9 protein-coding genes are annotated in these 13302 nt (G+C 72.0%); 5 read left to right on the top strand and 4 right to left on the bottom strand.

What is annotated here, in order from left to right; all coding sequences use genetic code 11:
- Positions 1 to 44: 44 nt before the first annotated feature.
- The 3 genes from ACTG9Q_RS10185 to ACTG9Q_RS10175 all read left to right on the top strand — a co-directional run bounded on the left by ACTG9Q_RS10185 (position 45) and on the right by ACTG9Q_RS10175 (position 2785).
- Entirely contained in the window at positions 45 to 926 is an 882-nt protein-coding gene (locus ACTG9Q_RS10185; protein WP_455572417.1) for a helix-turn-helix domain-containing protein, read from the top strand.
- A gap of 154 nt (positions 927 to 1080) precedes the next feature.
- Complete coding sequence (locus ACTG9Q_RS10180) at positions 1081 to 1995, top strand: XRE family transcriptional regulator (protein WP_455572416.1); 915 nt, start codon at positions 1081 to 1083, stop codon at positions 1993 to 1995.
- Positions 1996 to 2029: 34 nt separating this feature from the next.
- The gene (locus tag ACTG9Q_RS10175) at positions 2030 to 2785 is read left to right on the top strand and encodes an alpha/beta fold hydrolase (RefSeq protein WP_455572415.1); all 756 of its coding nucleotides are present in this window, start codon (positions 2030 to 2032) and stop codon (positions 2783 to 2785) included.
- On the opposite strand, the gene ACTG9Q_RS10170 is transcribed toward ACTG9Q_RS10175, so the two are convergent.
- Positions 2748 to 5030 carry a terpene synthase family protein gene (locus tag ACTG9Q_RS10170; protein ID WP_455572724.1) on the bottom strand — a complete coding sequence of 761 codons (2283 nt, stop codon included), beginning with the start codon at positions 5028 to 5030 and terminating at the stop codon, positions 2748 to 2750. The two genes, ACTG9Q_RS10175 and ACTG9Q_RS10170, sit on opposite strands and share 38 nt — an antisense overlap.
- A gap of 279 nt (positions 5031 to 5309) precedes the next feature.
- Here ACTG9Q_RS10170 and ACTG9Q_RS10165 point away from each other — a divergent pair, with 279 nt between their 5' ends.
- The gene (locus ACTG9Q_RS10165; protein WP_455572414.1) at positions 5310 to 6899 is read left to right on the top strand and encodes a diguanylate cyclase; all 1590 of its coding nucleotides are present in this window, start codon (positions 5310 to 5312) and stop codon (positions 6897 to 6899) included.
- On the opposite strand, the gene ACTG9Q_RS10160 is transcribed toward ACTG9Q_RS10165, so the two are convergent.
- Positions 6875 to 7522, bottom strand: coding sequence for a response regulator (locus ACTG9Q_RS10160; RefSeq protein WP_455572413.1), 648 nt, complete (start codon positions 7520 to 7522; stop codon positions 6875 to 6877). The genes ACTG9Q_RS10165 and ACTG9Q_RS10160 overlap by 25 nt on opposite strands.
- Before the next feature lie 142 nt (positions 7523 to 7664).
- Here ACTG9Q_RS10160 and ACTG9Q_RS10155 point away from each other — a divergent pair, with 142 nt between their 5' ends.
- The gene (locus ACTG9Q_RS10155; RefSeq protein WP_455572412.1) at positions 7665 to 10862 is read left to right on the top strand and encodes a penicillin acylase family protein; all 3198 of its coding nucleotides are present in this window, start codon (positions 7665 to 7667) and stop codon (positions 10860 to 10862) included.
- A 145-nt stretch (positions 10863 to 11007) separates the two neighbouring features.
- On the opposite strand, the gene ACTG9Q_RS10150 is transcribed toward ACTG9Q_RS10155, so the two are convergent.
- Positions 11008 to 12216: an ABC transporter permease gene (locus ACTG9Q_RS10150; protein WP_455572411.1), complete on the bottom strand. Its 1209-nt coding sequence runs from the start codon at positions 12214 to 12216 to the stop codon at positions 11008 to 11010.
- Positions 12217 to 12391: 175 nt separating this feature from the next.
- Positions 12392 to 13297: an ABC transporter ATP-binding protein gene (locus ACTG9Q_RS10145; protein ID WP_455572410.1), complete on the bottom strand. Its 906-nt coding sequence runs from the start codon at positions 13295 to 13297 to the stop codon at positions 12392 to 12394.
- Positions 13298 to 13302 lie beyond the last annotated feature (5 nt).

The raw sequence follows: 13302 nt of genomic DNA, 5'->3' as shown, positions 1-13302 counted from the left end.
CCGCCGGCCCATACTTGCCGCACTTCGACGGGCGGGAGGCTTGGATGGAACCCGGCAGGCGGCACCCTGACCGCTTCGCCACGGCGTTGTCGAGAGCGGTGGACGACAGCGGGCTGACCCTGGACCGCATCCGTGAGCGGCTGCGCGCCAAGGGCCTCGACGTCAGCCTGTCCACCCTGAGCTACTGGCGCCGCGGCCGCAGCCGTCCCGAGCGGCCCGCGTCCATCCGCGCGGTGCGCGAGCTGGAGGCGATGCTCGGGGTGCGCCCCGGCGGCCTGGTCGCCCTGCTGGGGCCCAAGCGCCCGCGCGGGCGGTGGGCGGCCGACCGCAGCGGCGTGATCGCCTTCGACCGCCTGTGGGGCGTGGAGCCCGCCGCGCTGCCCGAGGTGCTCGGCGGGCTGGTCGCGCCCGCCGTGCGCCGGGTCTCCTACCTCGCCGTGCACGACCAGCAGTTCGTCGACCGGGACGGCCTGGCCCGGCGGGTGCACAGCCGGGTGGTCGTGCGCGCGGAGGTGCCCGGGGTCGACCGGCTGCACGTGACCGCGGCCTGCGAGCCCACCGACCGCGAGTTCCCCCGCTTCGAGCGCGTCGTCTCCGGCTGGCTGGGCGCGGTCCGCACGCACGAGGACACCGGCCTGATGAACGCCCAGATCATGTTCGGCCGCCCGCTGCGCGCGGGGGAGACCGCGGTCGTGGACTACGTCATGGCCACCGCCCCCACCGAGCCGACCACCTATGTGGAGCGCCGGTTCGCCCGCAGCGCGCAGAACTACGTCCTGCAGGTCGTGTTCGACCCGGGCGCGGCCCCGGCGGCCTGCTCGGAGTACCGCGACGACGAGGAGCACGCCCTGGAGCGCACCCGCGCGCCGCACATCGTCTGCGGGGACGTGCCGCCGGGGATCACCGGCATCCGCTGGTCGTGGTGAGCCCCAAAACTGTGGAATACAGTGAAAGGCGCGCAGACGCCGGTCCACCTGCGCCGGACAATCACCGGCGCGGACGCGTTATCGCATGTGGATGACGTGTGGAGCTACAGTTCGGCGTCCGATTCGCTGGGGCTGTGCGGAGGCGGGAACTCACATGCCGGTCGATCAGCGGGAGTTCGCCGACGTCCTCGCCAAGGGGCCGTTCGAGGTGGCGCTGCGGGCGGCGATCCACCGCAGCGGGCTGAGCCTGGAGCGGATCAGGTCCCGGCTGACCGACCACGGCTGCGCGGTGAGCGTGGCCGCCCTCAGCCACTGGCAGTCCGGTCGCAGCCGCCCGGAGCGGCGGGAGTCGCTGGCCGCGCTGGGAGTCCTCGAACAGCTGGTCGGCGTGCCGCAGGGGGCGCTGGTCGGGCTGCTCGGCGCCCCGCGGCCCCGGGGCAGGCGCAGACGCGTCGACCTGTCCGTCGAGGCCGTCTGGCCGGAGGACAGCGTCATGCCGAAACTGGTCCGCCGCGTCGGCGTCGGCCACGACGAGCACCTGACCCGCATCAGCCAGCACGACCTGGTCCGCATCGGCGCGGACGGCGCCGAGCGGGTGGTGCGCGTGCGCCAGGTCCTGCGCGCCGAGCGGGCGGGCGTGCGCGAGGTGACCCTCGCCTTCGGCCTGGACACCCCGCACCACCTCGGCCCCCGCATCCGGCCCCTGCGCCACTGCGTCGTGGCCCGCTCGGTCTACGACGCCGCCCGCGGGCGCATGGTCGCCGCCCTGGCCTTCGACCGCGAGCTGGCCCGCGGCGAGGCGATCCTCATCGAGTACGAGGTGCACAGCCCGCCCACCGCCGTCCGCTCGACCCGCTACGAGCGCAAACTGCGCTACCCGGTGCGCGACCTGCACCTCGAGGTGGTCTTCGACCGCGCCGCCCGCCCGTCGCGCTGCCATTGGGAGCACCGCACCGCGGCGGACGCCGTCGACCGCGCCGACGTCCTGCGCCTGGACGCCTCGCACAGCGCCCAGTTGACCACCGTCGACGCCGCTCCCGGGCGCTATCTTGTGTGCTGGGACTGGTAAGCGCCCACGTTGATCAGCGGCTATGGTCGGAATCGTGCTGACATATGACGATGTCGGGTCAGGGCCCGCGGTTCTGCTGGTGCACGGGCATCCCTTCGACCGCTCCATGTGGGCGCCACAGCTGGTCGCGCTCCCAGCGCTGGGCTACCGCGCCATCGCTCCCGACTTGCGCGGTTACGGCGAAAGCCCGGTGACCCCGGGGACCGTGCCGTTCTCCCAGCACACCCAGGACCTCATCGAGGTGCTGGACTACCTCGACGTCGAACGTTTCGTCCTGTGTGGACTGTCCATGGGCGGGCAGCTGGCGATGGAGCTGCACCGGGCGCACCCCGAGCGCGTCCTCGGCCTCGTCCTCGCCGACACGACCCCGCACGCGGAGACCCCCGAGTCCCGCCAGAACCGCCTCGCGCTGGCCGAGCAGTACGACCGGGAGGGGATGCGGGGCTACGCCGACGACGTCGTCTGGCGGATGGTGTCGCCGAACAACCCCGAGGTGGGGGCCGTGGTCCTGGAGATGATGTCCGGCGCACCCGCGGCGGGCGCGGCCGCCGCCCAGCGGGGCCGCGCCGACCGCCCCGACTACCTGCCCAGCCTGCGCGCGGCCACCGTCCCGGGCCTGGTCCTGGTCGGCGCCGAGGATGACTTCACCCCGGTCCCCACCGCCCGCGAGATGGCCGACGCGCTGCCGGACGGGCGGCTCGTCATCGTCGACGGCGCGGCCCACCTGCCGAACCTCGAGCGCCCGGACGTCGTCAACGCGGCCCTGGCCGAGTTCCTGCGAGGGCTGTAGGCCGCAGCGCGGACAGCCCGAGCCTGCCCGCGCCGATTCCCAGGCTGCCAGTTCCGAAGCCGCCAGTAGTTCCGAAGCGCCCGGTTCCCAGACCGCCAATGCCCAGACCGCCGGTGCCCAGCGCCTGCGCGGCGGCGGGCGCGGCGTGCAGTTCCAGGTCCTCGGGGCCGTACCGGTGGCAGTCCCGGTGCCAGTTGAGGACGGCCGCCATCCAGTCGCGCAGCTCCTGGGCGTAGGTCAACAGCGTCTCCCGGGCCTCCGGGGCGAGGTCGAAGTCGGTGAACAGGATCGGCAGCTCGGTCTCGGTCACGTGCTGGAACTCCCGCAGCCGCGAGTTGAGCAGGTCGCCGACCACGTGCAGCGCCCGCGTGCGGTCGACGCCCAGGAAGTTCTCCACCACCAGCACCGCGTTGTGGATCTCGCCCTCGTACTGGATCTCCTTCTGGTAGGAGAACACGTCGTTGACGAGCATCGCGTAGTCCATGGCGGAGTTCTCCATGGCCCGCACCGGCCTGCTCCGGTAGATCTCCGGCGGCACCCTGCGGTCGTGCCCGATGCGCGAGAGGCTCATGGTCATGTCGGAGCCGAAGGTCCTGCGCCGCATCTCGATGTAGTCCACCGGGTCCGGGATGCGGTTCTGCGCCTGGTTGGCCAGCTCCCACAGCCAGCTGTCGAGCATCACCTCCACCGACCACCGGAACGCCGCCCTGTTCGCGTCGGTCATCGGCTGGGCGGTCCGCTCCCACAGGTCCACCAGCCCGCGCTCCAGCGCGTTGGCGGGGACCGGGGCGTGCTCGGTCATGATCGCCTTGAGCCGGTCGGTGAGCGCCTTGGCCGCGCCCAGGTTCGCCGCGCGCCCGAACACCACCGGGTAGTAGTCGTCCCCGTAGGTGCCCCAGGTGAGCCAGTCGGAGGCGACGTCGAGCTCCTCGGCCGTGGCGTCCGGGTGGATGCCCGCCCCGCACAGCGGCAGGTCGTAGGCGCGCAGCTTGCTCTCGTTCCACACCCCTTCGTCCAGCACCCCCATCTCCCGCGACCACTCGACGACGTGCTCGCGCGAGTGGTCCAGGTGCCTGCTGAGCCGCAGCGGGAACGGCATCTCGATCTCCGGCAGGCCGATGTGCCCCACCGCCTCGAACGGCACGTGCTTGAACCGCGCGAACCGCTGCGCGGACAGCAGCGAGGGGACGATGCGGGCCGCGGACGTGCCCAGCCCCATCGGCCCGGCCAGCGCTGAGGACCGGGTCTCGGAGTTCATGTACCGGCTGGAGCGCAGGTGCCACTCGTGCCCGCCGGACTGCCAGTCCTGCAGGCCCTTGATGTAGGCGAGCAGCGCCAGGTGCTCGGCGGGCCCGAGCCCGGCCTCCAGCGCCATGGCGGGCACCTCGGTGACCGCGGTGTGGTCGAACTGGTGCAGCCGCGAGGTCAGCAGGTCGTTGACCGCGTCGGCGGCCTCCTGCGTGCCGATGTCGAGGAACCGCTCGAACACCAGGACCCCGTTGGACAGCTCCCCTTCGTCGTGCACCTCCCGCTCGTAGGAGAACAGGTCGTTGCGCAGGTGGATGGCGTCGGCGAAGGTGTCCCGCAGGACCTGCATCGGCCGGGACGCGGCCACCGTGGCGGGCACCTCCGCGTCGGTGACGTGCTCGATCAGGTTGGCCGACCACGGCGCGCCGCCCACCTTGCGCCGCATCTCGATGTACTCGATGGGGTTGGCCACCCGGTCGGCGTTGATGTTCGCCAGTTCCCACAGCGACTCGTCGAGCAGGTTGGTGGTGCTCTCGATGAACCGCCGCCGCCAGTCGGCGGAGCGGTGCGGCACGGTCCGGTTCCACAGGTCGGCCAGCCCCCGCTCCACCGGGTTGGTGGCCTCGGCCTCGATGTCGCCCTCCGCGGGCATGAACAGCTTCAGCCGGTCGAGGTAGGCCTTGCCGCCCTCGATGTCGCGGGGGCGCTTGTAGAGCTCGAGGAAGTGGTCGTCGAAGTAGAAGACCCAGACGTACCAGTCGGTGACGAGGTTGAGGTTGTCCGCCGAGGCGTCCGGGTGGGTGTAGCCGCACAGCAACGCGTAGTCGTGCGCGTCGAGGTCGGCCTGGTCCCAGATCCGCACCCCGTTCTGCGGGACGTCGACCATGTCCATGGCCCGGGCCCACTCCCGGCTGTGCCTGCGCGCCTCCTCCAGGTGCTGGTTCAACCGGGCCGGGTAGGGAACGTAGAACTCGGGCAACTGGAACGGCTGCGGCACGACCACCCTCACATCCCCCGCCAGGCGCAGGCGGATTCTCGTGCGCCCAGGCAACCAGCCCGCCTCCTCCGCCGCCTAGCCCCGGCCACCCGGAGCACACCTTCGAGAACCGGTTTCCCCCATATGGCCCCTCGAAGATCGACTATGGGTAAACCTCGCGCCACAGGCCGCGGTTTCTGACCGTCCGTGCCGGACCAATCGCGTATTGTCGTCCGGTTGGTCCGGAACGGCCTACTCCAGATGGGTCATGTCGAGCGGGCCTTGTAGCCTTTTCCCACTGTGTCGCAGACCACGGCGTCGCAGACCACGGCGTCGCAGACCACGGCCGAAGGCGGCCAGGACAAATCCGAGGACGGTGTGGGCCAGGACGACCAAGAAGCCGCGGCGGAGGCGCTCCGCGCCGATCGCGAGGTGCGGCTGCTCATCGACGCGGGTCGCGCCGACGAGGCGAACGCGCTGTTCGACCAGCTGCTCGCCAAAGTCCCGCCCGGCCTGGCGCCGTGGACCCGCGCGGCCATCCTGACCCGCCGAGCGGTCTCGGCGTGGCGACTGCGGCGCATCCCCCTCGCCCTGGAGCTGGCCGCCGAGGGCTGGAGCGACATCGACGCCGAGCAGCCGCGCGGCTCCTTCGCCGCGGACACCCTGCACCGGCTGGGCTACCTGCTGGAGGGCATCGGCCACCGCCGCGCGTCGCTGGACATCACCAGGGTCGCCGTCGAGGTGGCCCGCAAGGGCGACGACGTCGAGACCCTGGCGCACGCCCTGCAGAACCTCGGCGGCACGCTCAACTTCCGCGCCTGCGAGCAGGGGCGGACCGAGGCCCAGGCCACCTACCGGGAGGCCATCGCCGCCTTCGAGGAGGGCCTCGGCCTGGTCTCCGAGGGCCGCGTCCACCTGGCCCTGCTCGCCGCCTACGGCGCGTCGCTGGCGGGCATCGGCGAGCTGGCCGAGGCCGAGCGCATCGCCAACCGCACGCTGGAGCTGGCCGAGGCGGGCCCGGACCGCTGGGCGGAGTCGGTGGGCTTCTGGGTGCTGGCCCGCATCCGCTGGCACACCGGCGACCTCGCCGCCGCCACCCAGCACGGCATCTCCGCGGTCGAGGCCGCCGAGCAGATCAACGACACCGCGCTCCTGCAGCGGTACTCCGAGGACCTGGCCGACATCTGCCGTGACAACGGCGACGCCGCGGGGGAGGCGGCGGCCCTGCGCCGCACGGTCAGCGCCCACCGCACCGCCGTGGAGACCCTGCAGGAGGGGCTGGGGCAGGCGCTGGAGCAGCGCCGCCTGGCCATCCGCGCCCAGCGCCTGGCGATGGCCGCGCAGGAGGCCGCCGCCCGCGACCCGCTCACCGGCCTCGCCAACCGCCTCGGCCTGGAGCACACCGCCCCCGAACTGCTCGAACACGCCGTGGCCGGCGGCAGGGTGCCGTGGCTGGTGCTCATCGACGTCGACTGGTTCAAGGGCGTCAACGACGCCGCGGGCCACGCCGCGGGCGACGCGGCGCTGCGGGAGATCGCCCAGGTCCTGCGCGCGGAGTGCCGCGTCGGCGACCTGATCGCCCGCTGGGCGGGGGACGAGTTCGTCGTGCTGCTCGTGGACAACCCCGCCGACCACGTCCAGGAGCGGCCGGTCGGCGTCGCCGTGGCCGAGCGCGTGCGGATGGCGGTCGACCAGCACGACTGGACCGCGGTGCTGGGGATGACCCAGCGCCCCACGGTCAGCATCGGGGTGGCGACCGGCGCGCACTCCCTGGAGAAGCTGTTCGCCAACGCCGACATCGCGCTCTACCGGGCCAAGCGCCGGGGGCGCAACCGCGTCGAGGTGCACTCGCTGGTCGAGGAGACCTACGCGATCAACCCGCCGCGGTAGGCCACCAGCGCGGCCTGCACGCGGTTGCTCGCGCCGATCTTGCCGAGCGCCGCGGAGACGTACCCCTTCACCGTCGCCTCCGACAGGTGCAGCTCCTGCCCGATCTCGGCGTTGGACAGCCCGCGCCCGATCAGCGCCACGACCTCGCGCTCGCGCTCGGACAGCGAGGCCAGGCGCGCGCGGGCGGGCTCGGCGGTCCGCTCGCCGTGGGCGACCGCGCCGATCACCCGCGCGGCGACCGTCGGGTCCAGGACGACGCCGCCCGCGGCCAGGTCGTGGACGGCCTTGAGCAGGTACCCCGGGTCGACGTCCTTGAGCAGGAAGCCGGACGCGCCCAAGCGCAGCGCGCGGCGGACGTACTCGTCCATGTCGAAGGTGGTCAGCATGCACACCGCGGGCGGGTCGGGCAGCGCGGTGACCGCGCGCAGGGCGGCGATGCCGTCGGTGGCGCCCATCCGGATGTCGAGGAGGACCACGTGCGGGCGGTGCTTCCGCACGGCGTCGGCGACCAGGTTCCCGTCGGCGCACTCGGCGACGACCTCGACGTCGGGTGCGGTGGACAGGATCGTGCGCAGCCCCGATCGGACCAGGTCCTCGTCGTCGGCGACGATCACTTTCAGCACAACGCCCTCCCCGAAGGGTGTCTTTCACTGAGCTTAGCGGGCGGTTCCGGAGCGGTTGGGACGAGAAATCCGAAGGTCTTTCGCGAATGCGGCACGCGGCGGTAGCGTGACCCAACGTCACCTCCGCGAGAGGAGCCCCACGGTGCGAGTCCTTCTCCCCGCGGCGGCGTGCGTGGCGGTCCTGGCCTCCTTGCTCGCGGCGCCCCAGCCCGCGACCGCCCAGGTCCTGCCGCCCACCGCAGCCGCCGTCCCCACCGACTACTGCCTCGACCAGTGCGCCGACATCGTCCCACCCGGCCAGAACGGCAGCGCCACGCTCGCCGAGATCCTCGCCCACCAGGTCTTCGGCACCCGGCCCAAGCACGCCGCCGACCAGCTCGGCAAGTACGACGCGCTGGCCACCGGCTACCAGGGCCTGACCACCGACAAGATCGCCGCCTTCTTCAACGACTCCTCCTTCGGCGTGGCCCCCAGCCAGGTGGAGAGCACCCAGCAGCCGCGCGCGGACGTGACGATCGTGCGCGACAAGGCCACCGGCACGCCGCACATCACCGGCACCACCCGCTCCGGCACGATGTTCGGCGCGGGCTACGCCGCCGCCCAGGACCGGCTGTTCCTCATGGACGTCCTGCGCCGCGTCGGCCGCGGCCAGCTCACCCCGTTCGCGGGCGGGGCAGCGGCCAACCAGCAGCTGGAGCAGGGCTTCTTCGCCGACGCCCCGTACACCGAGGCCGACCTCCAGCGCCAGATCGATGACGCCGCCGCGGCCGGTCCGCGCGGCGCGCAGGCGATGACCGACGCCCGGGACTACGTCGAGGGCATCAACCGCTACATCACCGAGGCGTACAACGGGCGGTACTTCCCCGGGGAGTACGTGCTGCTCGGGCACATCGACCCGATCACCAACGCCGGGCGCATCGAGCCGTTCAAGCTCACCGACCTGGCCGTGATCACCGCGGTGATCGGCGCCCAGTTCGGCGCGGGCGGCGGCGGCGAGGTGCAGGCGGCGGTGGCGAAGCTGGCCATCCAGGAGCGCTACGGCCTCGTCGAGGGGGAGCGGATCTGGCGCTCCATGCGCACTGCCGACGACCCCGAGCACATCCAGACGCTCCACAACGGACAGCGCTTCCCCTACGCCCTGCCCCCCGCCGACCCGCGCGGCGCGGCGATGCCCGACCGCGGCTCCGTCGCGCGCCAGGAAATGGTGTTCGACCGCAGCGGCGCGCAGGTGGCGGCCGTCGAGCGCAAGGACCTGTCGACGCCGAAGGCGGGCCCGCTGACGACGGAGGCCGCGCGCGGCATCCTCGCCGACGGCGTCCTGCCCGGCGACCTGCTGGAGAACAAGCACGGCATGTCCAACGCGCTGCTGGTCTCCGGCGCGCACACCGCCAGCGGCCACCCGGTCGCCGTGTTCGGCCCGCAGACCGGCTACTTCGCACCGCAGCTGCTGATGCTGCAGGAACTCCAGGGACCCGGGATCAGCGCGCGCGGGGCGTCCTTCGCCGGGATCAGCTTCTACGTGCTGCTCGGCCGCGGCCAGGACTACGCCTGGAGCGCCACCACGTCCTCCCAGGACATCATCGACACCTACGCCGTCGAGCTGTGCTCGCCGACGGGCACGCCGACCACCGCGAGCAACCACTACCTGCACCGCGGCCAGTGCCTGCCGATGGAGGCCATCGAGCGCCGCAACTCCTGGTACCGCTCGGTCGCCAGCCCGGTCGACGCGGGCGCCTACACGCTGCGCGTCTACCGCACGAAGTACGGCCCGGTGACCCACCGCGCGCTGGTCGGGGGCAAGCCGGTGGCCTACACCAGGCTGCGGTCGACCTACCTGCACGAGCTGGACTCCGTGATCGGCTTCCAGGAGTTCAACGACCCCAGCGCGATCAAGTCCGCCGCGGACTTCCAGCGCGCCGCCTCGCACATCGGCTACACCTTCAACTGGTTCTACGCCGACTCCTCCGACATCGCGTACTACAACTCCGGCAGCAACCCCGTCCGCAACCCGTCGGTCGACCCCGGCATGCCGGTGCTGGCCAACGCGGGCTACGACTGGGCCAACTGGAACCCCGAGGACAACCGCGCCTCCTACACCTCCTACGAGTCGCACCCGCAGGTCGTCAACCAGGACTACCTGATCTCGTGGAACAACAACCAGGCGCCCGGCACCGCCGCGTCCGGCCTGGAGCGCGGCGCCGTGCACCGCGGCGACCTGCTCGACGCCCGGGTGCGTGCGATGATCAACAACGGCGTTCCCGTCGACCGGGCGAACCTGACCAAGGCGATGGCCGAGGCGGGCCTGGCCGACCTGCGCGCCGAGCGGGTCCTGCCGCTGCTGCTGCGCGTCATCGGCGACTCGACCGGCGACCCCGCGGTCGACCGCGCCCTCACGTCGCTGCGGGAATGGCTGGCCGCGGGTGGGTTGCGCAAACAGACCGCCCAGGGCGCGCGGACATACCAGCACGCCTTCGCCATCCAGGTGATGGACGCCTGGTGGCCGCTGCTGGTGCGCGCCCAGTTCGAGCCCGGCCTGGGCGCCTCGGCGTACACCGAGCTGACCAGGGTGCTGAAGGTGGACGAGTCGCCGTCCAACGGCAACGCCCACCAGGGCTCGTCGTACCAGGCAGGTTGGTGGGGCTACGTCCACAAGGACCTGCGCGCGGTGCTGAACGAGCCGGTCGCGGCCCCGCTCGGCGCGGAGTACTGCGGCGCGGGCGACCTCGCCCGCTGCCGCCAGGTCGTGGTCGACTCCCTGCGCGCCGCCGCCGCCACCCCGGCGACAGCGGTCTACCCCGGCGACGGCGACTGCGCCGCGGGCGACCAGTGGTGCGCCGACGCGATCATCCACAACGCCATGGGCGGCATCACCCACGAGCCGATCACCACCCAGAACCGCCCCACCTACCAGCAGGTCATCGAATTCCCGGCCCGCCGGGGCGACGTGGTGGACAACCTGGCGGGCACCGCGACCGCCTCCAGCCACGAGCGCGGCCTCTTCACCAGCTACCCACCCCGGCTGGCCGTGGACCGGGACCCGGGCACCCGCTGGGCCAGCGACCGCAGCGACAACCAGTGGCTGACGGTCGACCTGGGCGCGACGAAGCCGGTCTCCCGCGTCCGGCTGCACTGGGAATCGGCCTACGGGAAGTCCTACCGCATCGAGGTTTCCACCGACGGCACCACCTGGCGCCCGGTCTGGTCAACGACCACCGCCGACGGCGGCCTGGACACAGCGGTATTCCCCTCCACCCAAGCACGCCACGTCCGCATGCAGGGCGTCTCCCGTGGCACCGGATACGGCTACTCCGTATACGAGATGGAGGTCTACTCCCACTGATGCCTGTGTAAAGGGGGGGCAGCAGGCTCCCCCTTTACGCATCACATGAGCCCCAACGCATCCCGCAGCTCGGCCTAGGTCCGCTGCGCCCGCCGCGTTGCTGATGTTTGCCGAAAAAGGGGAGCCGGCCGGCTCCCCTTCAACGTCAAGCCGCTTTGAGCGCGTCCCGCAGCTTGACCCGGCCGCCGCTGCGCATGACCGCGTTGCGGTACACCCGCCCCGACAGCCACACCAGCGCCGGGATGAGCGCGATGGTGAGCACGACCGCGAGGATCGCCTGCCACGCGGGCACCCCGCCCATCGCCAGCCGCATCGGCATCAGCGTGGGGGAGAAGACCGGGATCAGCGAGAGCACCTCGACCAGCCGGTTGCCGGGGTCGCTCGGCAGCACGGAGATGCCCACGACGTAGCCGAGGATGACGAACATCAGCGGCGGCGTGATCACCCCGCCGACGTCCTCCTGGCGCGACACGAGCGCCGCCAGCGCCGCGAAGAGCAGCGAGTAGGCGAGGAAGCCGAGCAGGAACCACACGACCAGCCAGACGACCGTGCCGATCGCCGTGGACAGCCCGATGGTCAGCACCCCGGTGGCCAGCGCGGCGGCGAGTCCGACCCCGCCGATCACCGCCATCTGCACCAGCCCCACCACGCCGATGCCGAGCACCTTGCCCGCCATCAGCTGCCAGGGCCGGATCGTCGCCAGCAGCAGCTCCACGACCCGGCTGGACTTCTCCTCGACCACCCCTTGCGCCACCATCTGCCCGTTGAGCAGCAGCGACATGTAGATCAGCACCCCGGCGACCATCCCGATCACCAACTGCTGCCCGTCGTACTCCCGCGGCGGCTCGATCGGCCGGACCTCGACCGCGGAACCCGCCACGGCCTGGTTCACCGCCTGCGGATCGCCCCCGAGCCTGCCGATCTCGTTGTTGAACGCCACCTGCCGGGAGAGCACCGTGAGCGTGTCCTTCAACGCCCCGTCGATGTCCTGCTGCACGACGACGGCGAACCCGTCCCCACTGGGCACGAGCAGCGCGTCGACGGCCCCCGCCTCCACCTCAGCCCGCCCCGCCGCCTCATCGGCGACCACCCTGGTCTCCACCGACAGCCCGATGCTCTCCGCGGTCGCCTTGAGCGGCTGCTCCAGCCCCGCCGTAGGCCCGCTCATCGCCACCGTGGCATCAGACCCACCGCTGATCATCTTCATCAGCAGGCTGAACCCAACCAACAACAGCAACGACACCACGGTAACCGCGATGAACGCCTTGGAGCGCAGCTTGATCCGGATCTCCCTGCCCGCGACCAACCCCACCGCCTGCCAGTTCCCCAACCGCACATCCGGCAGCCCGCTCATGCCCCCACCTCCGTTACCACGCGCACATCGCGCATCCCACTCATGTCTCCGACCCGGTCCCCGCGCTGCGCGCTGGACAGCCCGCTCATGCCCGCGCCCCCGTCGCTACGCCATGGAGCGGCCAGCTTGCTCCTGCCTCCGTCTTCGTGCGCACGCCGAGCGTCGGGCAACCCGCTCATGCCCCCGCCTCCGTCACCACGCTGCGGAACAGCTCCGTCAGGGATTGCCTGTGCCTGCTGAACTCCGTGACCGGCCCGGTGGCCAGCGCGGCCCTGAGCACCGCCTGGTCGTCGGCGCCCGGACCCAGCTCCAGCACCGTGCGCCCCTGTTCGTGCTCGTGGACGGTGATCCCCGGAATCCCGTCCGCCCACCCGGCGGCCGCGTTCGGCGCCTCCACCACCAGCCGCACGGTCCCACCGGCCCGCAGCGAGTCCACGTCGTCACACGCCACCATCTGTCCACTCCGGACGATGCCGACCCGGTCGCACAGCCGTTCCACCAAGTCCAACTGGTGGCTGGAGAACACCACCGGCACCCCGTCGCGCGCCTTGTCCTTGAGCACCTGGCTCATCACGTCCACCGCCACCGGGTCCAGCCCCGAGAACGGCTCGTCCAGCACCAGGATCTCCGGGTCGTGCACCAGCGCCGCCGCCAGCTGCACCCGCTGCTGGTTCCCCAGGCTCAGCTTCTGCACCTCGTCCCCCTGCCGCCCGGCCACCCCCAACCGCTCCGTCCACTCCGCAACGGACCGCCGCGCCGCCTGCGCCGACAACCCGTGCAACCGCGCGAGGTAGACGAGCTGCTCACCCACCTTCATCTTGGGATACAGCCCCCGCTCCTCAGGCATGTACCCGATCCGCCGCCGCGTCATCGGCGTGATCGGCGCCCCATCCCACCGAACCTCCCCCGCGTCAGCCGCCAACACCCCCAACGCGATCCGCATCGTGGTGGTCTTCCCAGCCCCATTGCTCCCCACGAACCCGAACAGCTCCCCAGCCCGCACCTCGAACGTCATCCCCCGCAACGCCACAACGTCCCCATACCTCTTGGAGACCCCGTCAATCTCCAGCAGGCGACCCATGCGCC

Source organism: Actinokineospora lacus, from assembly GCF_053813445.1.
This window is presented reverse-complemented; position numbering and strand designations above follow the sequence as displayed.

Coding starts and splice junctions, on each gene's coding strand:
- ACTG9Q_RS10185 (WP_455572417.1), top strand. CDS start 45: ATGGAACCCGGCAGGCGGCACCCTGACCGCTTCGCCACGGCGTTGTCG.
- ACTG9Q_RS10180 (WP_455572416.1), top strand. CDS start 1,081: ATGCCGGTCGATCAGCGGGAGTTCGCCGACGTCCTCGCCAAGGGGCCG.
- ACTG9Q_RS10150 (WP_455572411.1), bottom strand. CDS start 12,216: ATGAGCGGGCTGCCGGATGTGCGGTTGGGGAACTGGCAGGCGGTGGGG.
- ACTG9Q_RS10145 (WP_455572410.1), bottom strand. CDS start 13,297: ATGGGTCGCCTGCTGGAGATTGACGGGGTCTCCAAGAGGTATGGGGAC.